Below are 22,931 nucleotides of genomic sequence, written 5' to 3'. Positions count from 1 at the left end.
AAGACCCCACCATGCCCAAACGTACCGACCTAAAATCCATCCTTATCATCGGTGCCGGCCCCATCGTCATCGGCCAGGCCTGCGAGTTCGACTATTCCGGCGCGCAGGCGTGCAAGGCTTTGCGTGAGGAGGGCTATAAAGTCATTCTCGTCAATTCCAACCCCGCCACAATTATGACCGACCCCGATATGGCCGATGTTACCTATATCGAGCCGATTATGTGGCAGACCGTGGAAAAGATTATCGCCAAGGAGCGCCCCGATGCGGTGCTGCCGACCATGGGCGGCCAAACGGCGCTCAACTGCGCGCTGGATTTGGCGCGCAACGGCGTGTTGGCGAAGTATAACGTCGAGTTAATCGGCGCCACCGAAGACGCCATCGACAAAGCCGAAGACCGCGGCCGCTTTAAAGAGGCGATGGAGAAAATCGGCCTGCATTGCCCGAAATCATTCGTTTGCCACACCATGAACGAGGCGCTGGCGGCGCAGGAGCAGGTGGGCTTTCCCACGCTGATCCGCCCGTCTTTCACTATGGGCGGTTCGGGCGGCGGCATTGCCTACAATAAAGACGAATTTATGGCGATTTGCGAACGCGGTTTCGATGCCTCGCCCACGCACGAATTGCTGATTGAGCAGTCCGTACTCGGCTGGAAAGAGTATGAAATGGAGGTGGTGCGCGATAAAAACGACAACTGCATCATCATCTGCTCGATTGAAAACTTCGACCCGATGGGCGTGCACACGGGCGACAGCATTACCGTTGCGCCCGCGCAAACGCTCACCGATAAGGAATACCAAATCATGCGCAATGCCAGCTTGGCGGTGTTGCGCGAAATCGGTGTGGACACCGGCGGCTCCAACGTGCAGTTTGCCGTGAACCCCGCCAACGGCGAAATGATTGTGATCGAGATGAATCCGCGCGTGAGCCGTTCTTCTGCGCTGGCTTCCAAGGCTACGGGTTTCCCGATTGCGAAAGTGGCGGCCAAGCTGGCGGTGGGCTTTACCCTTGACGAGTTGCGCAACGACATTACCGGCGGCCGCACGCCGGCATCGTTCGAGCCTTCGATCGATTATGTGGTTACCAAAATCCCGCGTTTTGCCTTTGAAAAATTTCCCGCCGCCGACGACCGCCTAACCACGCAGATGAAATCGGTGGGCGAGGTGATGGCGATGGGCCGCACCATTCAGGAGTCGATGCAGAAAGCCCTGCGCGGTTTGGAAACCGGCTTGAGCGGCTTCAACCCGAAAACCGACGACAAGGCCGAAATCCGCCGCGAGCTGGCCAACCCCGGCCCCGACCGCATTCTGTATGTGGCCGATGCGTTCCGCGCCGGTTTCAGCAAAGAAGAAATCCACGAAATCTGCGCGATTGATCCGTGGTTTTTGGCGCAAATCGAAGACATCGTGGCCGAAGAGCAAAAGGTTTCAGACGGCCGTCTGAACGATTTGGATTACGCCGCCCTGCGCCGTTTGAAACGCAAAGGTTTTTCAGACAAGCGTTTGGCACAATTGTTGGGCGTGAGCGAAACAGAAGTGCGCGAACACCGCTATGCGCTGAAGCTGCACCCCGTGTACAAGCGCGTAGATACCTGCGCGGCCGAGTTCCAATCCGACACCGCTTATCTCTATTCCACTTATGAAGAAGAATGCGAAGCGCGGCCGTCTGAAAACAAAAAAGTGATGATTCTCGGCGGCGGCCCCAACCGCATCGGCCAGGGCATTGAGTTTGACTACTGCTGCGTGCATGCCGCCTTGGCGCTGCGCGAATCGGGCTTTGAAACCATTATGGTCAACTGCAACCCCGAAACCGTGTCCACCGATTTCGATACCAGCGACCGCCTCTATTTCGAGCCGCTCACGCTGGAAGACGTGCTCGAAATCGTGCGCACCGAAAACCCGTGGGGCGCGATTGTGCACTACGGCGGCCAAACACCGCTGAAGCTCGCCAACGCGCTGGTGGAAAACGGCGTCAACATTATCGGCACGTCTGCCGACAGCATCGACGCCGCCGAAGACCGCGAACGCTTCCAAAAAGTGCTGCACGACTTGGGCCTGCGCCAGCCGCCCAACCGCACCGCCCGCAACGAAGAAGAAGCGCTGGTGCTGGCCGAAGAAATCGGCTACCCGCTGGTGGTGCGCCCCTCGTATGTGTTGGGCGGCCGTGCCATGCAGGTGGTGCACTCAGCTGCAGAATTGCAGAAATACATGCGCGAAGCGGTGCAGGTGTCGGAAGACAGCCCCGTGCTGCTCGATTTCTTCCTGAACAACGCCATCGAAGTGGACGTGGACTGCGTTTCAGACGGCAAAGAAGTGGTGATCGGCGGCATTATGCAGCACGTTGAGCAGGCAGGTATCCACTCCGGCGATTCCGGCTGCTCGCTGCCGCCTTATTCGCTTTCCGAAGAAGTGCAGGAAGAAATCCGCCGCCAAACCAAAGCGATGGCTTACGCGCTGAACGTGGTCGGCCTGATGAACGTGCAGTTTGCCGTGCAGGACGGCGTGGTGTTTGTGCTCGAAGTGAACCCGCGCGCCTCGCGCACCGTGCCGTTTGTGTCGAAAGCCACTTCCGTGCCGCTGGCCAAAGTGGGCGCGCGCGCAATGGCGGGCATCAGCCTGAAAGAGCAAGGCGTTGAAAAAGAAGTGATTCCGGATTTTTATGCCGTGAAAGAAGCCGTGTTCCCGTTTATCAAATTCCCCGGCGTGGACACCATTCTCGGCCCCGAAATGCGTTCCACCGGCGAAGTGATGGGCGTGGGCGCCACCTTCAGCGAAGCCTATCTGAAATCGCAGCTGGGCGCGGGCGAGCGCCTGCCCGAAAGCGGCAAAGTGTTCCTCGCCGTGCGCAACGAAGACAAACCGCTGGTGGTGAAAACCGCCAAAAACTTCCAGCAGCTCGGCTACAGCCTGGTCGCCACGCGCGGCACTGCGGCCTACCTGAAAGAGCACGGCGTGGAAGACGTGGCCGTGATCAACAAAGTGCTCGAAGGCCGCCCGCATATTGTGGACGCCATTAAAAACGGCGAAATCGCGGTGGTGGTGAATACCGTGAGCAGCGACGCGCAATCGGTGGCCGACAGCCACAGCATCCGCCGCACCGCACTCACCCAACGTGTGCCACAATACACCACCATCGCCGGCGGCGAAGCCATGAGCGAAGGCGCCAAAAGCATGAACGCGCTGGGCGTGTACAGCGTACAGGAGCTGCACGGGCGATTGAAGAAATAAGCGTTATCCACCTTAGCCGATTGGCAGCAAAGGCCGTCTGAAAAGTTTTCAGACGGCCTTTTTCAATATGGTGTATGGCATTCAAGTGATTGTTTAATCAATACTTTAATATTTCCATCCGGATTTCTGCCTGCGCGGGAATGACAGAATTTAAGCCTTTCAGACGGCCCGAACAGATTTTATAAAGGCTTCAGTTTATGTGCCGTCATACTCGGGCTTGGCCCGAGTATCTTTTTGGGCTTCAGAATTTTTTTTAGAAAAAGGAAAACTCCGGCCAAGCCCGGATATGACGTAACGGTTACTGACAAATAAGTGGAGATGTGGGAAAAGGTCGGGTTGTTTACACTTTTTATGCCAAACGACTTTTGTTTTTTTACTGGAATGATGGTTTCGTGATTTTTGAGCATTCTCAAGAAAGATGCGGCTTCGCCGTGCCTTTCAGTATTCTTGACAACCCTCAAAAATCCCAAAATGGGTCTTCCAGCAAAAAGCGAAAAGTGTAAACAACGCTGGAATTTTCTACATCAGGCCGTCTGAAAATCTTGTTTTTCAGACGGCCTTTTGCAGATAGGCGGGCGTTTGTCCACCCGTGTTAAGATCGGATTTCCACATCTTCTCTTTACACAAAACAGGAAGCGCCCATGACTAAACAGCAAAATGTGCCTACATTATTTGAGAGTGTCGCGATTATTTCGGTACTCATCTTATATTACTGCTTCAGCATAAACGGCCATATAATTTTGGCTCATTGTGGTTTTCTTATTTTTTCTGCGTATGCTTTTTTCAAACAACGCAAACAAATGGTTTTTAAAATCCGCAGATCGGTAAGTCCCTTTATCTTTTCAGCAATATCGTTTTTCATAACCAAGATGTTTGCAACTTGGCACTTCAATAACAAATATGGGATTTTTAAGGAAAATCTTGATTTTTCCGTTGCCGTATGGGCTGCATGTATTGCCTGTACCGTGGTACTGTGCTTTCCCCTGTTCTGCCAATCAGTCAAATTTGCATATCAGGCATTTCATTCGGGGCATACGATACTTTCTTTTCGCTGCGCCATTTATTCCTGTTCGTGTATACTGCTTATTGTTGTTTTGGGTTACGCCCAAAAGGCAGAGCAATACGATTTATAGCTGTTATGGTTGGATGCCTACCGTTATTCAGATTGCAACATGACACAAAATGGCTATGCCATTCGGAAAGATAACGAAATCTGCTATCGGTTTATTTTCCATTCTTTGTTTCAAATGGAGTTGAAGGCATATCCTGTTCCCAAGCCGTAGGGAAACTTTCTGCAAGCTGTTTTACAGACAACTCACTATATTTCAGCCCTTCAATAGTATGGATTGTGCCCAAACTGTCGCTTAATTCCAGCTTGCCCGTCGGGCTGAATCTGATGCGGCGGATTTTTTCAGCCGGACGTAAAGCGCTTCTTCGCCAAGAAATGTGTCCCCTTGCCAATAGACACCTTCCTTTCCAAAGCGGAATACCTGGTCTTCATCATCATCAAAGCAGGCAAATACCATTGCCGTCAATAAAAAAATATCAGCCCGACAAATAGGTAAACATCCGCAGTCTTCAGACCGAATGAGGTGAAAAACAGATGGTAATCAAAAAAACATGAAGCAATAATCGGCGAAATGCCGAACAGAAAGCCTATGCAATAAACCTCATATTTAATTCTCGGTGCTTTTTTCAAATGGTATTCAAAATATTTGGACATTTTTCAGCCACCTTTCAATCAAAGGTTGATTCCTTAATTCTTCCTAAAAATTCATGAAACCGGTACCGCCCGGTAACCTGCGGGTTTTGCGACAAAAACCGCATCATGCAGCGGTGCGTATATTCCAAGTCGTCTGTTTCGTCTTTTCCGGAAGGCAGGTTATGTAGGGCTTCGGCCAACTGCCCGGCAATATTCAGATTTTGCCGTATCGCTTCTTCCGATGCTGCGGCAAGAGGCGGATTATCAGGCTCGTCAAGCCCGTAACGCCCCCAACCCAAATTGCGGATAGCGGTAAACCCTTCGCGGGCAAGCAGCAGACAGGATATTAAAATTTCGATGTCTTTAGGTGTATAACGGATATATCGCATACGGTAAATCCTTAAAAAACGGGCATCCCACCCGCCCGAACCGTGTCGCGAGGTCTGTAAGCGTCTTCCTACCCCTTTTCGGCCGGAGCAGGTCGAATCCGAAATGGCCTGATTGAATGCGTTAACGCCGTGCCAAGGCGAACTGCGGTGTGCTAAAAAAACATAACGGCAGGCCACACCTGAGCCGCTTGCTGCATCATCCCTGCCGAACGGGAATCAGCCCCAACCTGCCGTTACGACGAAGGCCGTCTGAAAAATGTTTTTCAGACGGCCTTTGCAGCAAATCTTTCAGACGCTTTCCAAGCTGATCGTCAATGATAATTAGATGTCCTGCCATGTTTTTGCCGAGTGTAGCTGCTTAGAGGCTTTAACCGTCAAAACATACAGCATATCATCAGCAATTTCATACACGATGCGGTATTTGCCGTTAAGCGGATAAAGTTCGCGGGTTTGGGGGACAACACCGATTTTACCCATTCTCGGATTATCAGCAGCCAAAGCAACCAACCGTTCAAATTCAGACAAGTAGTGTTCAGAGCTGGACAAGCCCGCATATTCGGCAACCATAAGCAGGATTTCCTCTAATTGGGTAATGGCTTCGTCAGACCATATGATTTTCATTCCCGGCCTACCTTTTTGCTCAGGGTAGAGCGGACACGGGATATAGCCTCTTCATGCGGGCAGCAGCGACCGGCGGCAATATCCGCCCGTCCATGCTCTACCGAAGCGGCAAGTTCTTCAAATTCCTTTTGCTGCTCGATGAGATTATCCAGCGCCCGCCCAATCAGAGTTGAGCGGCTTTCTCCTGTAGCCTGTTCCAATCTGGCCAACGCTTCAGCGCGGGCGGGAGTCAGTTCTATTTGTGTCAGCATTTCAATACTCCTATCGCTGTTGCGTTAAAAAACTAATTCCTTCATTTCTATATCCAAAATTTTGTATTGACATTATATCAGTTTTGATAAAAGCATCCGATAAAGCAGTCAAAAAGTAACTTTCGTTATTTATATCGCCAAATCGGTGTACAATGGCGGTACCCATACTGAAACCCGCTTTAAAAACGGGTTTGGGTCTGGGTACAGACCGAAGACGGTGTGCGAGACCGTCTTATTTAAGAGTGCCATCACCGGCACACAAAAGGGCTTTAAAACCCTGAATCTGCCCGCCAAGAGGCAGTCTCAAAAAGTCAGTATGTAGTTTGGAGCTTGTCCGTAGATTATCGCTCCTGCATCGGGGATACGCCCCGATTGTCTAATACGTTCGACAGCCGCCTGTTACCGGACGCTTCCCTGCGCTACCCGGATGCGCGGCTTTTCTTTTTTGGCGTGCCGAATGCCGCCCGCAACCGTTTGTCCGATTTACCCAAAGGCTCGAAGCCTTTTCTACGCCTGTTGTTTCCAATCCGAGCGAAGTCTGCATTTTTTGTCGAAAGAGCGGATACAACTCCGAAGGCCGGTTGCCACGTTAAATAAGATTGCAAGCTTGAACCAAATACGACAATGGCAATGCAGCACCGAATGCAGGCATTCTGTTGCGGTATTTGGGCTTGGAATCTGTTGTTAAAGATCATCTACTTGAGATATATATCAGCAAACTAATTTATTTCGGTAAATAGTATGGGGTTGTCCTAGATAACTAGGGAAATTCAAATTCAGTTAGAATAATCCCTATGGGAAAAAGCCGTTTAAGCCACTACAAACAAAACAAGCTTATTGAACTATTTGTAGCAGGCGTTACAGCACGGGTAGCTGCCGAATTGGTTGGTGTAAACAAAAATACTGCCGCCTATTATTTTTACCGTCTGCGATTACTCATCTATCAAAACAGCCCGCACTTGGAAATGTTTGATGGCGAAGTAGAAATTGATGAAAGTTATTTTGGCGGACAACGCAAAGGCAAACGCGGGCGCGGTGCTGCCGGCAAAGTCGCCGTATTCGGGCTTTTGAAGCGCAATGGCAAGGTTTATACCGTTGCCGCACCCAATACACAAACAGCAACTTTACTGCCGGTTATTCGTGAACAAGTAAAGCCTGACAGCATTGTTTATACTGATTGCTACAAAAGTTATGATGTACTTGATGTGGGTGAGTTCAGCCACTTCCGTATCAATCACAGCGCACATTTTGCAGAGCGGCAAAATCACATTAATGGAATTGAGAACTTTTGGAATCAGGCAAAACGACATTTGCGCAAGTTTAACGGCATTCCCAAAGAGCATTTTGAGCTATATTTGAAGGAGTGTGAATGGCGTTTCAACAACAGTGAAATAAAGTTTCAAATTTCTTTTTTAAAACAATTGGTAAAGAACTATTTATCCTAGTTATCTAGGACAGCCCCAATAGTATTCTAATTTTTCAAATGTAAAGTTTTATTAGCCCAGTAATTAACGTAACAAAAGGCCGTCTGAATCCCGCAGGTTCGGACGGCCTGCATATGAAAGGCGGAACCGCGTTACTTGAAATCCACCCCGCAGCAGCCCCGTTTCCGTCTCCCAGGTTCGCCACAAACGGCCCCACGCCCCCAAGCCGGACTTGACCATGCCGTCGGCGGCTCCGATACCTACAGCTATCTTCGCCACCGGCAAGCCCAAGCCCGACTTGCCCCCTACTGCGGGAGGATTATTGTTATTACCATTACTTCTTTAAGTATATGAAGTGAAGAAAGCTGCCTGATGCGGTTCAGGCAGCTTTCAACGTTCAGGGTCGGGGCCGTCCAATGACGGATGCCGCTCTTTAATTTGGGCCAGCAAACTCCCATACAGATTAATCCGCGCCTGCATCTGTTCGGCAAGAGAAAGCCCGTTGATTATGGCTTCCCCCGCCTGTATTACTTGCTTTTGGGAAGGGGATAACAGATGGGCGTTCTTTTCAAAATCCGCCCGAATATTTCCGAGTTCCCATTCATTGCGGTGTAATTCGTAATCGATGGCCGCACCTGGCATCTGTCCGACGTGGATACGGTCGTCAAACACCAAACCGTCTCTGTTATATACCCTGAAATGATCGGCTTTGCCGGACACAAATACAGCATCGGCATTACTTGGCAGCAGTTGCACGACTAAATCATGGTGTGCTTTGTCCGTATAGCGGGGCATTTCACCCAAAGCCTCCATCTGTCTGTAACGTTCGATGGTGCTTTGCCAGCTCACTTCGGCAGGGGTGGTTTGGATATAGACGGCCGTTTCATATCCGTAGGTACGCATTTGGTCTAAGGTGCCCATCGGTACTTCAGCGGTGCGGAATGTGCCTTCGACGCTGATGTTGTAGCCTTCGGATAACGCTTTGGCTATCACTTTTTCCGTCATCGCGCCCGAAAATACGGCGGTATGCTTGGGAGCATCTTTGCCGTATTTTGCTTGGATTTCCTCGAAATCGGGGTGGTAGCGGCGGAATTCGTCGCCGTTTACCACTAACAGATTACCACCAAGCTCCGCATTGATTTTACGGACAAGGTTGGATTTTCCTGCGCCGGGCTGCCCGCCCAGCACGAATCCTTTAGGCAAAGAAGAGGGACGAACCTGGCTTTCGGAAATCAGGTCGTCCCAAATCATTTCAAATGCGGCTGTTTCCCGTGCGGGCATCATTTATGCGGCCGCCTCCAGTTTTGGCAACGCCGAATATTTTTGATGGAGAGCGTTACATTCATCTGCCACAGCCTCAAAGTCTATGCTTTCGGGAGCCGAAGCATAAAGGAAACGGCGCAGCGAAACGATTCTGTCTTGGTCTGCGGAACGCTTTCCGGTGCGCGGGGTTTTGCGGGCAATCAAAGCCTGCACCGACGCCACACGTTCGATCAGTGCGTCTTTTTGCATCAAGGTGCACATAACCGGTTCTCCTGTTGCAAAGTTTTACTGGTGCTGATTATACCATATACGACTAATCTGTTGAAAACGATACGCTTTGCATCTGCCAAAAACAAAAAAAGCCCCGCCGCAGCACATGGATTTGCGCTGCGGCGGGGCGATAGATGATATTAACTTAATTGGCCAACGCATTTTATAGGTTCCGACAGAAAATTTATCTATGATATAGGTATCGATGATGAAGAAAATCTATGGGAAATTGACGAATTTAGGGAAGCATACCCTAAAACTTGGTGGACAATCGAACAAGTAATCTTTAATTTTTGATATAGCAGGCCGTCTGAAAGAGACAGTCTCAGGCGGCCTGAATATAGTACCCAGTTTGTCAAAATCCACCCCGCAGCAGCCCCGTTTCCGTCTCTCAGGTTCGCCACAAATGGCCCCACGCCCCCAAGCCGGACTTGACCATGCTGTCGGCGGCTCCGATACCTGCGGCTATCTTCGCCACCGGCAAGCCCAAGCCCGACTTGCCCCCTCCTGCGGGAATTATCATCATTTTTTTCTTATTTATTATTAACATATGCTACTCCCCAATAAAATCATTCATTTGCTCCCGCAACCAAGATAAAAATTTAATTCTGCGATAATCAGTTTCAAAAGCTATCTCTGATAGCAAATAATATCCAGATCCATCCTCCCTGAAATCATAAGGTGCGATTAATATCCCTTGCTTTATTTCGTCTTCAACCATCAGCTCAGAAGCCATAGCGATTCCTAGCCCCGCGATTGCAGCTTGAATGGATAGATAAAAGTGTTCAAAAAACATATCCCCTTTACATGAAAATTTATTTCTATGAGACTTCTCCCAATCTTTCCATGCATGAGGGCGTGTGTATGTATGCAACTTTTTTGCATCCGTAGTAAGTGAAGGGATATGTACTGGCCCCATTCTTTCATTACACAACAATTCCGAATAAATTGTTTTAGGCCATGAAAAGTCATTTCTCCGTATAGCTACATCAATCTTTTGATGATGAAAATCTACTTTACCCCCAGCCGCTAAAATCACCACATTAAAGCCAAACTCCTTTGGGAAACGAGTAATTCTAGGAATTAACCATCTCATCGCCAAAGTAGGTTCGCACGAGACCACCAAATCTTTATCTTTACCATGATCTAATTTAGTTAATGTGCTTTGGAGTTCTGAAAAAATGTACTGGCAGGATTCATACAATATTAATCCTGCAGAAGAAAGCTGGAGATTACGGCCTTGCTTAACAAATAATGTTTCATTCAGGTGCTCTTCCAGAAGCTTTAATTGCTTGCTCACTGCACCATGTGTTACATGAAGTTGCTGCGAAGCGGCAACTAGACTTCCATATTTCCCAACGAAATAAAAAAACTTGAGTGCATTAAGTGGCAATCGCCTAATATTTTCCATAATCTCACACATGAGAAGATAATAATTCGATTTTTTTAGTTCAAATTTTGGAGCAAAATTCTTCGCGCACAATGGCTCATACAATTTCAAAGCGAGGAATTATTGTGATATATCAAAATATTAAATCTAACTCTTTATCTATTGAAACTATCAAAGAGCAAGTTAAAAATAACTATTTCTCACACGTCTCTTCAGAACAAGTAAGGCAGACTATTGGAGAGATTCTACTACATTATCCTGCTAAAGAATCAATAAATGAATTTATCAACACTTGGTTCAATTTAGAAGAAGACGCTTTCATGGCTGATGGAGGTAGATATCGTGAAAGAACACATGCGGTTTTTGCTTCGTCGGTATCCGACAATTCGGTATGTCTATTACCGTACCAACCACATTTCCAAACGAAATATTACAATGAACTAAATGGAGGTATAGCTAGATACTTTAAAGAAATCCCTGAACAAGTATTAAAAAATGAAGTATTTGAGGGATTGATGAAATTTGCCTACCTACTATTTTCAGGACTTAAGCCTACAAACTATTTTATTGAGGTTCATCAGTTCCGTATAAAAGCTAAAGAAGGTGTTATCGGATTGCCCACACCCAAGGTATCCATCGTGATGGCGTTTCATACGTTTTAATGGCTATGGTTAAAAGAAATAACGTTCAAGGTGGAGAAACGACAATTTACGATTTAGATAAACAACCATTAGCACAATTTACCTTAATGGATACTTTGGATATAGCTATAGTAGATGATACAAAAGTATTCCATGGTGTATCTCCTGTTTACAAACATTCAACAATTGAAGACGAAGCATATCGAGATATATTAGTTATCACCTTTAAAGAAACGGATTAAGTCATGCAAGAGCTCATAGCCGTAGCCCTAATTACCATACTTGCGGTTATCAGTCCCGGTGGGGATTTCGCCATGGTCACTAGAAACAGTTATTTACATGGCAGGAGAGCAGGAGTATTGACTTCTTTAGGTATAGCTTCCGCGGTTTGGATCCATGTAGGTTACACACTTCTAGGGGTTAGTATATTGTTGCTCAAATTCCCTACATTGTTTCATTTTATAAAGATATTGGGCGCAATTTATTTAGTTTACATCGGATTTAAAACATTTAATCACCATAGCGTAACCGTGGATTTAAATGTCTCATCAAAGACACTTAGTGACATTGAAGCATTTAAAAATAATGGTTTTGTAACAAATGCTTTAAATCCCAAAACAACTCTATTTGTATTGAGTACGTTTACTCAAATAGTAAAACCGACCACTTCTATTTACATCCAACTAGGGTATGGTGCATTTATGTCTATTGCACATCTAATTTGGTTTGTATTTGTAGCGGAGGTACTATCCAGCCCATTAATTAGAAATAGATTATTGAAAAAACAGAAATATGTTAACCGCTTTATTGGAGCAATTTTAATTTTGCTGGGTGGAATGTTGATATTTTCATCAATTCCGTTTTGAGCGAAATTAAACAAGGAGAAAATATTATGGAACGTTTTGCTTTTTTAGACTTGGAGGGGGTGCTGTATCCTGAAATTTGGGAAATTTATGCACACAAGCTTGGATTGCCGGAGTTAGCCAAAACTACTAGAGAAGAACCTGATTTTAAAAAATTAGTTAGCGAAAGAATCAAAATACTAAAAAAAACAATGTCCAACTGCAACATTTATCTATGTTATCTAAACAAATTAAGCTACTAGATGGTGCCTTGGATTTTGTAAAATCCTTACAAAAAATGCATTTTGACATTTATATTGTTACTGACGCCTTTTTGGAAATTATTGGGGATAGCGTTAAAAATTTGGGAGTATGTAATATTTATCCTAACCATTTCATATGTGATGAATCAGGATATATTACTGACGCGATTTATATGCGAGAGAAAGGGAAATATGAAGTCTTGGAACAAATATTAAAAGAGAAGCGAAACGCTTATTCTATTGCGATAGGCGATACTTTTAATGATTTCACTATGCTTGACTACGCAGATGATGGCTTTTTGTTTAATCCTTCTCAACAGGCTTTGCTAATGGCTTCCCCAAATTTTAGAGTAGTACGAAACTATGATCAGATAACAGAATATTTAAAAGGAAAATTAGAATAGGGCATATGAAGAATATTCCCAAAGTATTTCTTTATTGAGTATTTAAAACTTATTTATCAATTATCCTTTAGAAGCAATAATGAGGTTGACGCATGAGGAAAGTTAAAATTACAGAGGCATACTGCGTTGAATTGGGAGATGTAGTAGACATTGACCGTGCTCATGAAGAATCTATGAGAGGAGGAGCACCTTATAAAAGATTTGAGTTTCTTTGCTCTGACCCTAGATGCAGGGAAAAGGGTGTGAAAATAATAGGGGTAAACTACGATAAACCTATCTCTCAACAGCAAAATGCAATGCATTTCCGAGAAAATCACGAATATAAACATCATCCCGATTGTGAATGGGTAATCATGCATAATTACCTAAGCCACCCATCTCCACACCCAGGTGAAACAGAACGTTTAGCTGTAATCCGGCAACAAACTTACAATACAGTTTCTGACTGGATTACAACATACACACCTTATGAACCTGATACCGGGGTTCGTACAGAAAGCAGTTCAGTAACTGTTTTAGGTTCAAATACAGTCAATCCCTCTTCCCAGTCCCAAAACAAAATACATACGGGCAGCCATGGAAGAACAACTCATTCCTTTCAAAAAATTTGCCAATATCACTATGAACTTGCAAAAGCACTGCCAAATTTAAATGACTTAAAAGAAATCCCATTGCACGTAACAGGCTTAGGGGATACCAATTTCTATAAGTATTTTCGGTTAATCAAATATGCATTAATACTGGGCAATGAAGAGCATGAGTATGACTGCATATTATTTGGCCAGCTTTCCAACAATAATGGAATCAAAAAATATGGAACAGGTTTTAGAGTTAAGTTCTGGGCGAAAATAAACGAGCTAGCAGTCACTATTTATATATCACCAGAGCAAATACGCGAATACCGCCATCGTAATGCTCTGCTTGATATATTGAACAATCATGAGAAATTTGAAAGTTTGACCGCGTATTTTATACCAAAGCCTAACATCGTTACTGAGTATAAATTTGATTCCGGTGGAAAAGAAATACAAATAACCATCTCTGATTTGAATTTTTTTAGATTAATTGGTACGCCTAAAAAAACATAATTGATTGTTTTCAGATATACAAGTATCCAGCTCGTACTGATGAAGGATGAAAGTGACCAACTTATGAATATCGACTGTATCCAGCATTTGAATATCCGCATCCTCAGCTTTTTTTAATCCTTCAAAAAGCTCAGAGGGCCAAACATTCTCTCTTCCTACCGTCAGCGTCAGAGAAAAGGTTTCTCCGTTTAATCCGTGCATGTCCACCGCAGAAAAACAACCATCTTTATAACGGCAAAAGTCCAATAGATTTTATCAATCCCGTTCAGATGTTTATCAATATATGTAGTCAATTGATTAAGTTTGGCTACCCACCGTGGGGTTATTTCATCTCGCCCCAGTGTTGAATCAAAAATATAATTTGTGGTGTATTGATGTAATTTGTTTTTCATATCAGATTCCTTTTTGATTTCTAGTTTGATTAATTGCTGAATAATAATTTGAGACCTTTGCAAAAATACCTTCGGGCCGAGACCTTTGCAAAATTCAAATTACCGCCTGAAAAATCTGATTTCCGTCATTCCCGCGGAGGCGGGAATGACGGGATTTAAACATTTCAGACGGCCTGAGACCTTTGCGAAATACCAGCTACCCCATCCAAACGGTTACCTGAACAATCAAGGTAACCGTTTTTTCATTTTAAGACGTGTTTCTCGTCCATATTTTCCACAATTAGCCCCTTTATCGGGGTGCCCATTGCCTTTTCAGGCAGCAGCAGGCACACGAAGCCTGTCGGCTGCCTTTAGCAGGTTCAGGCATACCGCTTTCAAATGGCTTTGCGCCAGCACTTTCCGTAAACCAAAATAACGCGCTCTTTTACAGCCGAATTTCCGGTGCAGCGTACCGAAGGTTTGCTCGACCACATAGCGCACTTTCGACAGCTGCGTATTGCGCTGTTTCTCCTGCTCCGTTAAAGATTTGCCCCGGTGTGCCTTACGCATAATGCCGTCGGATAGCCGTTTGCTTTGCAGATGTTCCCGGTTGGCTTTACTGCCATACCCCTTATCGGCATAGACGGTTGTTCCGGGTGCGATGCCGTCCAACAGCGGCTCGAAATGGCTGCACTCATGGGCATTGGCCGGAGTGATGTGCAGTTTCTCGATATAGCCTTCAGGATCGGTGCGGGTGTGTTGTTTGTAGCCCAAGGTGAATTTGCCCTCTTTCTTCACCCAGCGCTCATCCTTGTCTTTGCTGGGCAAGGTTTCGGCAATGATACCGTTTTCATCGGTTTCGACAGCCTGAGACCTTTGCAAAATTCATTTAGGCCGTCTGAAATATTCAACCATCGTCATTCCCGCCTACGCGGGAATGACGAGGCACAAACCTTTTCAGGGTTGAATTGGTTTTTTTGCAAAGGTCTCAGCCTGACGCTGTTTGCTGCCGGCAGTTTGGATGATGGTGGCGTCAATTACTGCCGCCGGGGCTTTCTCTATTTTTAAGCCTTTTTGGGTCAGCCGGCAGTTAATCAGTTCGAGAAGCCGGGCTAAGGTGTCATCCTGTGCCAGCCAATTGCGGAAACGGCAGAGGGTGCTGTGGTCGGGTAAGGCGACCTCATCAAAACCGCAAAAGAAGTAGAAATCCAGACGGGTGGCTAAACAGCGTTCCAATTCCGGATCGGAGAGGCTGTGCCATTGGCCGAGCAATACGGCTTTGAGCATGGGCAGTAGCGGATAGACGGGGCGACCGCGGTGGTCGCGGATGTAACGGGTCTTTTGCCGGTTGAGCAGTTGTTCGACGGGCAGCCAATCGAGTAGCCGGTTAATTTTGAGCAACGGGTAGCTGTCGATATGTTTGCTCATCATTATTTGGGCTTGTTGGTGGAAAAAGCTGCCCATAAAAAAACTCCTCTGAATTCTTTAGGGGGAATTTAGAGGAGTTTTTGGCTTTTTGCAAAGGTCTCGGCCTAAATGAATTTTTCAAAGATCTCAGGCAGTTTGAACAGGGATTTGCAGAAAACCGCAGCCCGATAAGACTTTGAAAACCGAAAGGCCGTCTGAAACTTTTCAGACGGCCTCCCGGTTTGGCTTGCGCCCTTAAACTTTAACTGCGGATCCGTTTCAACACTTCTTCTTTGCCGATTAGGGCCAGCACCGCGTCCACGCTGGGGGTTTTGGCCGTGCCGCATACGGCCAGGCGCAGGGGCATGCCGAGTTGGCCCATTTTGATGCCTTCGGCTTCGCAGAAAGGTTTGAACAGGTCGTGGATGGCCTCGGCGTTCCAATCGGGCAGCGCTTCGAGCAGGTCGGCGAAGCGGCGCATGCGTGCGGGGGCTTCTTCGCTCCAGTGCTTCTGCACGTCTGCTTCGGCGGGCACGGCTTTTTGGTAGAAATACACGCACTCGTCGGCCAGCGTATTCAAATCTTGGGCGCGGTCTTTCACCAATGCCAACACATCTTCCAGCGCGGGTTTGTCGAGCACTTCAACGCCGCGCACCGCCAAGCGGGGTTTTACCAGCGCGGCGAGCGTGTCGTTGGGGGTGGTTTTGATGTGTTCGCCGTTAATCCAATAGAGTTTTTTCAAATCCATGCGGCTGGGCGAGGGGGAAACGTCTTTCAAATCAAACCATTCGACAAATTGCTTCATGGTGAAAAATTCGTCGTCGCCGTGCGCCCAACCCAAGCGCGCCAAATAATTGAGCATGGCTTCAGGCAGAATGCCCATTTGGCCGAAATCGGTGATGGCCACGGTGTCGCCGCTGCGTTTGGAGATTTTTTTGCCGTGCTCGTTCAAAATCATCGGCAGGTGGGCATACTCGGGCAGCTTGGCGCCGATGGCTTTTAAGATATTGATTTGTTTGGGGGTGTTGTTGACATGGTCGTCGCCGCGGATAACATGGGTGATGCCCATGTCGCAATCGTCCACCACCACGCAGAAGTTGTAGGTGGGTGTGCCGTCGGCGCGGGCGATGATGAGGTCGTCGAGCGCTTCGTTGGGGATGCTGATTTCGCCTTTCACCAAGTCGTGCCATTTGGTTACGCCGGTGAGCGGGGTTTTGAAGCGGACAACAGGTTCGCGGCCGGCGGGGATTTCGGGCAGGATTTTGCCCGGCTCGGGGCGCCAGCGGCGGTCGTAGGTGGCGGTGCCTTCTTTTTCGGCTTGCTCGCGCATGGCTTCCAGCTCTTCTTTGCTGCAATAGCAGTGATAGGCGTGGCCTTGCGCCAACAGTTCGGCTATCACTTCTTTATAACGGTCGAAGCGGCGGGTTTGGTAGATGACGTTGTCGGCGTTGTCGTAATCGAGGCCGACCCAGTTCATGCCGTCTAAAATGATGTTGACCGATTCGGCGGTGGAGCGCTCCAAATCGGTATCTTCGATGCGCAGCAGGAACTCGCCTTTGTGTTTTTTGGCAAAAGCCCATGAAAACAGGGCAGTGCGCACGCCGCCGATGTGCAGGTAGCCGGTGGGGCTGGGGGCGAAACGGGTTTTAACGGTCATGATGTGGCTCTCGGTTATTTCGAAAGGCTTTATTGTAATGTAAGGGGCTTGGGGGCGCTATAAGTTAAAGGCCGTCTGAAAACGGGCGGCGCGGCAAAGGTTTTCAGACGGCCTGATGCCTTTCGGTTTGAGCAGCATCATAGTATCCCGCCTACATTACCGGCTATAATATGACAGATAACCGCCGTTTCGGCAGGTTTGATTTTAAGAAAGGAATGTCTTATGAAATTAGCTACTGTCTTGACAGCTTCGGCTTTAACCCTGCTGGCGGCCTGTGCACAGCCCGGCCACCACAAACAACAGCCGCACGACAACCGCGCGCCTGCCGCTGCGGCCGCATTCGATTGTGACGACATCGGCTTAACCGCCCAAGTGCGCCGCTTGAACAACGATCAAATCGAAATCCGCATCGATAACCGCACGGCCGTTTTGTCGCGGGCGTCTTCCGCATCGGGCGAACGTTATGCCGGCAGCACCGGCCTGTGGGGGCACGGCGGCGAGTGGCACCAAAAGGGCGACACGGCCGTCTTTTCCTACACCGGCCTGCACGGCAACCAAGCCGAAGTGGTTTGCCGCCGCGTTCGTTAACCCCGATTGAAAACCGATTGAAAGGCCGTCTGAAAAATCTTTTCAGACGGCCTTTGCACATAGTAAAAACAGCCGAAAGCGCGTAAAATACCGCCCAAAATTCAACAGCATCAGGCCGCGCGTGCCTGCATTTTTTTGGAAACTCCATGAGCGAACAACACACTCCCCACACCGAAGAGCCGCAGTTGAGCGAAAACCAAATCATCGCCCTGCGCCGCGAAAAACTCAACGAAATCCGCAAACAAGGCGTCGCCTTCCCCAACCAATACCGGCGCGATGCTTTCGCCGGCGATTTGCAGGCGCAATACGGCGCGCTGGAAAAGGCCGAACTCGATCCGCAGGAAATCCCCGTCAAAATCGCCGGCCGCATGATGCTGCAACGCGCCATGGGCAAGGCCAGCTTCGCCACCGTGCAAGACGTGAGCGGCCAGATTCAGGTGTATGTGAACAATCAGGGCGTGGGCGAAGCGGAGCACAACGCCTTCAAACATTGGGATTTGGGCGACATCATCGGCGTGGAAGGCACCTTGTTCAAAACCAACCACGGCGAACTGACCGTGCGCGCCGCCAAGCTGCACTTGCTCACCAAATCGCTGCGCCCGCTGCCCGACAAGCACAAAGGCTTAACCGACCAAGAGCAGAAATACCGCCAGCGCTATGCCGACCTGATCACCAACGCCGATTCGCGCGACACTTTCATCAAACGCAGCCGCATCATTCAGGCCGTGCGCAACTATATGGTCAACGAGCGCTATCTCGAAGTGGAAACGCCGATGATGCACCCGATTCCCGGCGGCGCAACGGCCAAACCCTTCGTTACCCATCACAACGCGCTCGATATGCCGCTTTACCTGCGCATCGCCCCCGAGCTGTATCTGAAACGGCTGGTGGTGGGCGGTTTGGAGCGCGTGTTTGAAATCAACCGTAGCTTCCGCAACGAAGGCATGAGCACCCGCCACAACCCCGAATTCACCATGATGGAATTCTACGAAGCCTTCTGCACCTACGAGCGCATGATGGAAATGACCGAAGGCGTGATCCGCCATGCCGCAAAAGCCGTGTGCGGCAGCGCCAAAATCAGCTACAACGGTAAAGAAGTCGATTTGGAAAGCCCGTTCGAGCGCCTGACCATTCTTGAAGCGATTAAAAAATACAACCCGCACTACACCGATGAACAATTGAACGACGCCGAATGGCTGAAAAAAGAAATCGTGAAGCACGGTGAAAAAATCCCGCCCTCGCCCGGCATCGGCAGCCTGCAACTGGCGCTGTTTGAAGGCTGCGCCGAAGGCAAACTGTGGAACCCCACCTTTATCATCGATTACCCGGTGGAAGTATCGCCGCTGGCGCGCGCTTCCGACACCAAACCCGGCTTAACCGACCGCTTCGAGCTGTTTGTCGTCGGCCGCGAGCTGGCCAACGGTTATTCGGAATTGAACGACCCTGAAGACCAAGCCGCCCGTTTCAAGGCGCAAGTGGCGCAGAAAGACGCCGGCGACGACGAAGCCATGCACTACGACGCCGACTACATCCGCGCCATGGAATACGGCCTGCCTCCCACCGGCGGCAGCGGCATCGGGCTGGACCGCTTGGTGATGCTGCTCACCGATGCGCCGTCTATCCGCGATGTGATTCTGTTCCCGCAAATGCGCCCCGAATAAGCGCGGAACTTGACCACCGATAAACCGCAGGCCGTCTGAAAACCGATTTCAGACGGCCTGCGGCCTTTGCAAAAGCCCCAATCCGAACCCCAACAGAAATTGAATTTGATGCAGAATAATGCCACCGCAACACAAAAGGCCGTCTGAAATGAGTGCACAAGATAAAGCCGAACTGCGCCGCAGCCTGCGCCGCGCCCGCCAATCGCTGGGCAAAAGCGAACGCGCACGCGCCGAACTCGCCGCCAACCGTTTTTTGAAACGCCATATCCGCCGCCGCGGCCGCATCGGCATTTATTGGCCGATAGGCAGCGAGCTGCGCCTAAACGGCTTTATTCAGACGGCCTTAACACGCGGTGCCAAGCTCTATCTGCCCTATATCGAACCGCGCTCGCTGCGGCTGTGGTTCACCCCCTATCAGGCCGACGGCCGCAAGGCGGAACGCAGGCGCAGCCGGGGCAGCTTGGCGATTCCGCAATTTAGCGGCAGCAAAATCCGCGCCCACCGCCTCACCGTTTTGCTGGTGCCGCTGGTGGGCATCGACCGGCAGGGCTACCGTTTGGGCCAGGGCGGCGGTTATTACGACGTTACGCTGGCGGCTTTGAAAGGCCGCTTGAAACCGCACACGGTGGGCGCGGGCTTTGCCTGCCAGTTGTGCGGCAGCCTGCCGCACGAAGCGCACGATATTGCGCTCGACGCGTTTGTGAGCGAAGCGGGCATGATGAGGTTTTCCGCCCAAACGCCCGCTTAACCGCCCTGCCCGCCCTATTTCTTCAAACTGCCGTAATCCACCAACACATAACGCGCGCCGCGCTGTTTTTTCGCGCTGCCTTCGTCGCCCATCAGCAGCAGATAAGGCTTGCCGCCCGTGTTCACCGGCGTTACCGCTTCGATGTTTTTCAGCTCCGCCGCTGCGGGCAGGTTAAGCGCAACGGGTGCCGAGGCGGCGCGGCCGTTCCATGCCCACAATTGCGACTGGCCCTTGCCGTTGCTGCCGGTGATTTCGTTGGCAATCAGATAGGTTTTCAGCACAGGGTCGTAGGCGAGCGAGCGGATGCCGCCGCCGTTGAGCTTCAACACCACGGTTTCGCCGAATTTGGGCGCGGCGCCTTTGCCGAACACCTCTTGCGGGTTATCCACCGCCACAATCAGCGGCAGCGGATCGCGCAACGCCAGCAGCAGGCGCTTGGCGGCGGTGTCGTAATGCAGCCCTTCGATATTCATGGTGTGGAAATCAATCCGGCGGCCGCCGGTTTGGGCGGCGATGCTGCGGCGCACGCTTTCGTTTTGCAGCAACGCATCTTTCAGGTTGGGCGCATAGCTGATCCCGGCGGCGCGGTTGCCTTGGATTTTAAAGCGCACCAAATGTTCGCGCCCGGCCTGCCGTTCGTTTTGTTTGGTTTCCGAATGTGAAGAAACGGCATAAATCCAGCCTTCGCCGTCTTGGGCGAGCGCTTCCAAATCGCTCAATTCGCGGTTGAACGAGGCCAGCAGTTCGGCATCGGCGGCTTCGTTTTCATGCAGGCTGCCGTTTTTAAAATCCAGCAGGTTGAACGCGCGCGCCGCTTCGTCCTCCACCGCCAGCACGCGGCCGTCGGCAAGCTGAACCGCTCCCGAAGGCTCGAAAACCTGCCGCAACTGCTGCAAACCGCCCGCATCGGCGGCGCAGGCGGGCAACGCGGCGCACAACAACAGTGAAGCGCAAAGGCGGCGGAACAATAAAGGTTGGGTTGTCATATCGGTTCTCTCTCACATATTTAGAATTTGCAAAGTCCGCTTAGGCCGTCTGAAAACATCTAGCTCCGGTTTTTCAGACGGCCTCATATGGTTTTCGGGTAAAACGCGAATGTACGCGTTTTTCTGCCGGACGGCGATAAAATAACGATAATGCGCCGATATAGTGAATCCACTTACTCCGTTACGGCGTTGCTGCGCCTTGCCGTACTATCTGTACTGTCTGCGGCTTGCTGCCTTGTACCGAAGTAAGTGGATTCACTATAGCGGACTCACGCACCAAAAAGCGCAGCAACGCCGCAGCGTAAGCCAAACAAACCCATCATAACTTCACACACAGGCCGTCTGAACATGAAAAGCCGCGTTATCCGCGTAAGCGCCCGCAATACCGTAACCATACGCCGCATCATGATGCGGCAGAGCATGGCCGGGCGCATTGTGTCGGGCAGCAAAATCCTGCCGCAGCCCCAACGCGACATCCGCATCGCCGCGGGCGAAATATTCTGTTTCGAGCGGCGCAGCGAATGGCAGATTATCCAGCAGGCCGCGCTGGGCAAACCCTATGCGGCCGAATTGCTGCTGATTAGCCAAAGCGACATCGACGCCTTCGCCGCGCAAAGCCCCGCGCCCCGCACCTTCGCCTTCCACACCCGCCCCGATGCCGCGCTGGCCGCCGTTTGGCAGAAACTGGCGCAGACGGCCGAACCCGAGCGCGCCGACGTGCTGCACCTGCTCGCCCTGCTCGATGCGCAAGGCTGGCGGTTTTCGCAAGGCGAAACCCTCTCTGCCACCGAAAAACTCGAGCGTCTGCTCGCCGCCCAACTGCACCTGCCGTGGACGCAAACCCAAGCCGCCGCCGCGCTCGGCCTGAGCGTCAGCACCCTCAAACGCCATCTGCACGCCGAACACACCAGCTTCGCCGTGCTGCTGCGCCAACTGCGCATGGAAAACGCCCTGTTTCTGCTGATGGGCCAACCGATTAGCGTCGGCACCGCAGCAGCCGCCTGCGGCTACCGTTCCCCCGGCCGCTTCGCCGCCGCGTTCAAACAGCATTTCGGTTTTCTGCCTTCCGAATTACAAAATTGAGCCAATCGGGCTAAAGGCCGTCTGAAAAAACACCTATGCTGCGGCATTCACTCTAACACCCGAAAATTAGCCCGATATTAGGAAAACCCATGCCGAACAACACCCCCAGCCAACATTGGCAGGCCGATGCCTATGCCCGCAATGCCCGATTCGTAGCCGACTACGGTACACCGTTAATCGACCTGCTCGCCCCGCAGCCGCACGAACACATCTTGGATTTGGGCTGCGGCGACGGCGTGCTTACCCAAAAAATCGCCGCCGCCGGCTGCGACACCGTCGGCCTCGACGGCAGCGCCGAACTGGTGGCCGCCGCCCGCACCCTCGGTCTCAACGCCGTGCAGGGCGACGGCCAGAAGCTGGCGTTCAAACACGAATTCGACGCCGTATTCTCCAACGCCGCCTTGCATTGGATGACCGACGCCGAAGCCGTGGTGGCAGGCGTGGCACAAGCCCTGAAACCGGGCGGGCGTTTCGTGGGCGAATTCGGCGGCAGCGGTAATATCGCCGCCTTTCAGACGGCCTTGCGGCAAGCCCTGCACGCCCGCGGCCTGCAAGCGCGCGAATGCTGGTATTTCCCCACCGCCGAAGCCTACCGCGCCCTGCTCGAACAACACGGCTTCAGCGTGCCCCATATCGCCTTGTTCCCCCGCCCCACGCC

General features: G+C 50.2%; 24 protein-coding genes and 3 pseudogenes. 13 read left to right on the top strand and 14 right to left on the bottom strand.

Annotation, left to right across the window (positions count from 1 at the left end; genetic code table 11):
• Nucleotides 1-11: 11 nt before the first annotated feature.
• Together carB and NQ012_RS11350 are read left to right on the top strand one after the other, a co-directional pair.
• Nucleotides 12-3,224 carry a carbamoyl-phosphate synthase large subunit gene (carB, locus tag NQ012_RS11355; RefSeq protein ID WP_257067694.1) on the top strand — a complete coding sequence of 1,071 codons (3,213 nt, stop codon included), beginning with the start codon at nucleotides 12-14 and terminating at the stop codon, nucleotides 3,222-3,224.
• 641 nt (nucleotides 3,225-3,865) lie between these two features.
• Nucleotides 3,866-4,357 (top strand): hypothetical protein, encoded by a 492-nt coding sequence (locus NQ012_RS11350; protein WP_257067693.1) that lies wholly within the window; start codon nucleotides 3,866-3,868, stop codon nucleotides 4,355-4,357.
• A 91-nt stretch (nucleotides 4,358-4,448) separates the two neighbouring features.
• Here the strand turns inward: NQ012_RS11350 and NQ012_RS11345 are convergent, their stop codons facing one another.
• From NQ012_RS11345 to NQ012_RS11325, 5 genes are all read right to left on the bottom strand, one after another.
• Nucleotides 4,449-4,685 (bottom strand): hypothetical protein, encoded by a 237-nt coding sequence (locus tag NQ012_RS11345; RefSeq protein WP_257067692.1) that lies wholly within the window; start codon nucleotides 4,683-4,685, stop codon nucleotides 4,449-4,451.
• 276 nt (nucleotides 4,686-4,961) lie between these two features.
• Nucleotides 4,962-5,315 (bottom strand): hypothetical protein, encoded by a 354-nt coding sequence (locus tag NQ012_RS11340; RefSeq protein WP_257067691.1) that lies wholly within the window; start codon nucleotides 5,313-5,315, stop codon nucleotides 4,962-4,964.
• A gap of 196 nt (nucleotides 5,316-5,511) precedes the next feature.
• A complete protein-coding gene (locus NQ012_RS11335) occupies nucleotides 5,512-5,652 on the bottom strand; it encodes a hypothetical protein (RefSeq protein WP_257067690.1) in 141 nt (46 codons plus the stop codon).
• On the bottom strand, nucleotides 5,637-5,936 hold the full coding sequence (locus tag NQ012_RS11330) for a type II toxin-antitoxin system RelE/ParE family toxin (RefSeq protein WP_257067689.1): 300 nt from the start codon (nucleotides 5,934-5,936) through the stop codon (nucleotides 5,637-5,639). The genes NQ012_RS11335 and NQ012_RS11330 overlap by 16 nt, the downstream gene beginning before the upstream one ends.
• Entirely contained in the window at nucleotides 5,933-6,187 is a 255-nt protein-coding gene (locus tag NQ012_RS11325; RefSeq protein ID WP_257067688.1) for a hypothetical protein, read from the bottom strand. Before NQ012_RS11325 ends, NQ012_RS11330 begins: the two co-directional genes overlap by 4 nt.
• A gap of 794 nt (nucleotides 6,188-6,981) precedes the next feature.
• On the opposite strand from NQ012_RS11325, the gene NQ012_RS11320 reads away from it, so the two are divergent.
• On the top strand, nucleotides 6,982-7,632 hold the full coding sequence (locus tag NQ012_RS11320; protein ID WP_257067687.1) for an IS1595 family transposase: 651 nt from the start codon (nucleotides 6,982-6,984) through the stop codon (nucleotides 7,630-7,632).
• 369 nt (nucleotides 7,633-8,001) lie between these two features.
• Here NQ012_RS11320 and NQ012_RS11315 read toward each other — a convergent pair whose 3' ends face one another.
• The 4 genes from NQ012_RS11315 to NQ012_RS11300 all read right to left on the bottom strand — a co-directional run bounded on the left by NQ012_RS11315 (nucleotide 8,002) and on the right by NQ012_RS11300 (nucleotide 10,555).
• Nucleotides 8,002-8,895 carry a zeta toxin family protein gene (locus tag NQ012_RS11315; protein ID WP_257067686.1) on the bottom strand — a complete coding sequence of 298 codons (894 nt, stop codon included), beginning with the start codon at nucleotides 8,893-8,895 and terminating at the stop codon, nucleotides 8,002-8,004.
• Nucleotides 8,896-9,135, bottom strand: coding sequence for a hypothetical protein (locus NQ012_RS11310; protein ID WP_257067139.1), 240 nt, complete (start codon nucleotides 9,133-9,135; stop codon nucleotides 8,896-8,898). It lies immediately after the preceding gene.
• A gap of 400 nt (nucleotides 9,136-9,535) precedes the next feature.
• Nucleotides 9,536-9,670, bottom strand: coding sequence for a hypothetical protein (locus tag NQ012_RS11305; protein WP_257067685.1), 135 nt, complete (start codon nucleotides 9,668-9,670; stop codon nucleotides 9,536-9,538).
• Nucleotides 9,671-9,697: 27 nt separating this feature from the next.
• A complete protein-coding gene (locus tag NQ012_RS11300) occupies nucleotides 9,698-10,555 on the bottom strand; it encodes a LysR family transcriptional regulator (protein WP_257067684.1) in 858 nt (285 codons plus the stop codon).
• Nucleotides 10,556-10,626: 71 nt separating this feature from the next.
• Between NQ012_RS11300 and NQ012_RS11295 the strand changes: the two are divergent.
• From NQ012_RS11295 to NQ012_RS11270, 5 genes and pseudogenes are all read left to right on the top strand, one after another.
• Nucleotides 10,627-11,417, top strand: a pseudogene (locus NQ012_RS11295) (2OG-Fe dioxygenase family protein).
• Between the two features lie 3 nt (nucleotides 11,418-11,420).
• Nucleotides 11,421-12,041, top strand: a complete 621-nt coding sequence (locus NQ012_RS11285; RefSeq protein WP_257067681.1) for a LysE family translocator — start codon at nucleotides 11,421-11,423, stop codon at nucleotides 12,039-12,041.
• 26 nt (nucleotides 12,042-12,067) lie between these two features.
• The gene (locus tag NQ012_RS11280; protein ID WP_257067680.1) at nucleotides 12,068-12,280 is read left to right on the top strand and encodes a hypothetical protein; all 213 of its coding nucleotides are present in this window, start codon (nucleotides 12,068-12,070) and stop codon (nucleotides 12,278-12,280) included.
• Nucleotides 12,253-12,684, top strand: coding sequence for an HAD-IB family phosphatase (locus tag NQ012_RS11275; protein ID WP_257067679.1), 432 nt, complete (start codon nucleotides 12,253-12,255; stop codon nucleotides 12,682-12,684). The genes NQ012_RS11280 and NQ012_RS11275 overlap by 28 nt, the downstream gene beginning before the upstream one ends.
• Before the next feature lie 92 nt (nucleotides 12,685-12,776).
• On the top strand, nucleotides 12,777-13,772 hold the full coding sequence (locus tag NQ012_RS11270; RefSeq protein ID WP_257067678.1) for a hypothetical protein: 996 nt from the start codon (nucleotides 12,777-12,779) through the stop codon (nucleotides 13,770-13,772).
• Between the two features lie 188 nt (nucleotides 13,773-13,960).
• Here NQ012_RS11270 and NQ012_RS11265 read toward each other — a convergent pair whose 3' ends face one another.
• The 4 genes and pseudogenes from NQ012_RS11265 to gltX form a co-directional block, all read right to left on the bottom strand.
• Nucleotides 13,961-14,164, bottom strand: a complete 204-nt coding sequence (locus NQ012_RS11265; RefSeq protein WP_257067677.1) for a hypothetical protein — start codon at nucleotides 14,162-14,164, stop codon at nucleotides 13,961-13,963.
• 312 nt (nucleotides 14,165-14,476) lie between these two features.
• Nucleotides 14,477-15,013: pseudogene (locus NQ012_RS11260) on the bottom strand (IS5 family transposase); the annotation flags it as partial.
• Nucleotides 15,014-15,139: 126 nt separating this feature from the next.
• A pseudogene (locus tag NQ012_RS11255) lies at nucleotides 15,140-15,607 on the bottom strand (transposase); the annotation flags it as partial.
• A gap of 205 nt (nucleotides 15,608-15,812) precedes the next feature.
• A complete protein-coding gene (gltX, locus tag NQ012_RS11250; protein WP_257067676.1) occupies nucleotides 15,813-17,207 on the bottom strand; it encodes a glutamate--tRNA ligase in 1,395 nt (464 codons plus the stop codon).
• A 222-nt stretch (nucleotides 17,208-17,429) separates the two neighbouring features.
• On the opposite strand from gltX, the gene NQ012_RS11245 reads away from it, so the two are divergent.
• The 3 genes from NQ012_RS11245 (at nucleotide 17,430) to NQ012_RS11235 (ending at nucleotide 20,204) form a co-directional block, all read left to right on the top strand.
• Nucleotides 17,430-17,795, top strand: a complete 366-nt coding sequence (locus NQ012_RS11245) for an MliC family protein (RefSeq protein ID WP_257067675.1) — start codon at nucleotides 17,430-17,432, stop codon at nucleotides 17,793-17,795.
• Nucleotides 17,796-17,941: 146 nt separating this feature from the next.
• Complete coding sequence (gene lysS / locus NQ012_RS11240; protein WP_257067674.1) at nucleotides 17,942-19,456, top strand: lysine--tRNA ligase; 1,515 nt, start codon at nucleotides 17,942-17,944, stop codon at nucleotides 19,454-19,456.
• 148 nt (nucleotides 19,457-19,604) lie between these two features.
• Nucleotides 19,605-20,204, top strand: coding sequence for a 5-formyltetrahydrofolate cyclo-ligase (locus NQ012_RS11235; RefSeq protein ID WP_257067673.1), 600 nt, complete (start codon nucleotides 19,605-19,607; stop codon nucleotides 20,202-20,204).
• 14 nt (nucleotides 20,205-20,218) lie between these two features.
• Here NQ012_RS11235 and NQ012_RS11230 read toward each other — a convergent pair whose 3' ends face one another.
• Entirely contained in the window at nucleotides 20,219-21,190 is a 972-nt protein-coding gene (locus NQ012_RS11230) for a hypothetical protein (protein ID WP_257067672.1), read from the bottom strand.
• A 348-nt stretch (nucleotides 21,191-21,538) separates the two neighbouring features.
• Between NQ012_RS11230 and NQ012_RS11225 the strand changes: the two genes are divergently transcribed.
• A complete protein-coding gene (locus NQ012_RS11225) occupies nucleotides 21,539-22,273 on the top strand; it encodes a helix-turn-helix transcriptional regulator (protein WP_257067671.1) in 735 nt (244 codons plus the stop codon).
• Between the two features lie 89 nt (nucleotides 22,274-22,362).
• Nucleotides 22,363-22,931, top strand: a 569-nt coding sequence (locus NQ012_RS11220; protein ID WP_257067670.1) for a class I SAM-dependent methyltransferase, incomplete at its 3' end; no start/stop codon positions are given.

The organism is Neisseria dentiae (assembly GCF_024580525.1).
Classification (GTDB): Bacteria; Pseudomonadota; Gammaproteobacteria; order Burkholderiales; family Neisseriaceae; genus Neisseria; species Neisseria dentiae_A.
Note: the sequence above shows the minus strand (reverse complement) of the source record. Positions and strands in the feature narration are given on the sequence as shown.

What these genes read in the sequence shown, in the direction of transcription:
- carB (WP_257067694.1), top strand. Translation starts at nt 12, where the DNA reads ATGCCCAAACGTACCGACCTAAAATCCATCCTTATCATCGGTGCCGGC.
- NQ012_RS11350 (WP_257067693.1), top strand. Translation starts at nt 3,866, where the DNA reads ATGACTAAACAGCAAAATGTGCCTACATTATTTGAGAGTGTCGCGATT.
- NQ012_RS11340 (WP_257067691.1), bottom strand. Translation starts at nt 5,315, where the DNA reads ATGCGATATATCCGTTATACACCTAAAGACATCGAAATTTTAATATCC.
- NQ012_RS11335 (WP_257067690.1), bottom strand. Translation starts at nt 5,652, where the DNA reads ATGGCAGGACATCTAATTATCATTGACGATCAGCTTGGAAAGCGTCTG.
- NQ012_RS11330 (WP_257067689.1), bottom strand. Translation starts at nt 5,936, where the DNA reads ATGAAAATCATATGGTCTGACGAAGCCATTACCCAATTAGAGGAAATC.
- NQ012_RS11325 (WP_257067688.1), bottom strand. Translation starts at nt 6,187, where the DNA reads ATGCTGACACAAATAGAACTGACTCCCGCCCGCGCTGAAGCGTTGGCC.
- NQ012_RS11320 (WP_257067687.1), top strand. Translation starts at nt 6,982, where the DNA reads ATGGGAAAAAGCCGTTTAAGCCACTACAAACAAAACAAGCTTATTGAA.
- NQ012_RS11315 (WP_257067686.1), bottom strand. Translation starts at nt 8,895, where the DNA reads ATGATGCCCGCACGGGAAACAGCCGCATTTGAAATGATTTGGGACGAC.
- NQ012_RS11310 (WP_257067139.1), bottom strand. Translation starts at nt 9,135, where the DNA reads ATGTGCACCTTGATGCAAAAAGACGCACTGATCGAACGTGTGGCGTCG.
- NQ012_RS11305 (WP_257067685.1), bottom strand. Translation starts at nt 9,670, where the DNA reads ATGATGATAATTCCCGCAGGAGGGGGCAAGTCGGGCTTGGGCTTGCCG.
- NQ012_RS11300 (WP_257067684.1), bottom strand. Translation starts at nt 10,555, where the DNA reads ATGGAAAATATTAGGCGATTGCCACTTAATGCACTCAAGTTTTTTTAT.
- NQ012_RS11285 (WP_257067681.1), top strand. Translation starts at nt 11,421, where the DNA reads ATGCAAGAGCTCATAGCCGTAGCCCTAATTACCATACTTGCGGTTATC.
- NQ012_RS11280 (WP_257067680.1), top strand. Translation starts at nt 12,068, where the DNA reads ATGGAACGTTTTGCTTTTTTAGACTTGGAGGGGGTGCTGTATCCTGAA.
- NQ012_RS11275 (WP_257067679.1), top strand. Translation starts at nt 12,253, where the DNA reads ATGTTATCTAAACAAATTAAGCTACTAGATGGTGCCTTGGATTTTGTA.
- NQ012_RS11270 (WP_257067678.1), top strand. Translation starts at nt 12,777, where the DNA reads ATGAGGAAAGTTAAAATTACAGAGGCATACTGCGTTGAATTGGGAGAT.
- NQ012_RS11265 (WP_257067677.1), bottom strand. Translation starts at nt 14,164, where the DNA reads ATGAAAAACAAATTACATCAATACACCACAAATTATATTTTTGATTCA.
- gltX (WP_257067676.1), bottom strand. Translation starts at nt 17,207, where the DNA reads ATGACCGTTAAAACCCGTTTCGCCCCCAGCCCCACCGGCTACCTGCAC.
- NQ012_RS11245 (WP_257067675.1), top strand. Translation starts at nt 17,430, where the DNA reads ATGAAATTAGCTACTGTCTTGACAGCTTCGGCTTTAACCCTGCTGGCG.
- lysS (WP_257067674.1), top strand. Translation starts at nt 17,942, where the DNA reads ATGAGCGAACAACACACTCCCCACACCGAAGAGCCGCAGTTGAGCGAA.
- NQ012_RS11235 (WP_257067673.1), top strand. Translation starts at nt 19,605, where the DNA reads ATGAGTGCACAAGATAAAGCCGAACTGCGCCGCAGCCTGCGCCGCGCC.
- NQ012_RS11230 (WP_257067672.1), bottom strand. Translation starts at nt 21,190, where the DNA reads ATGACAACCCAACCTTTATTGTTCCGCCGCCTTTGCGCTTCACTGTTG.
- NQ012_RS11225 (WP_257067671.1), top strand. Translation starts at nt 21,539, where the DNA reads ATGAAAAGCCGCGTTATCCGCGTAAGCGCCCGCAATACCGTAACCATA.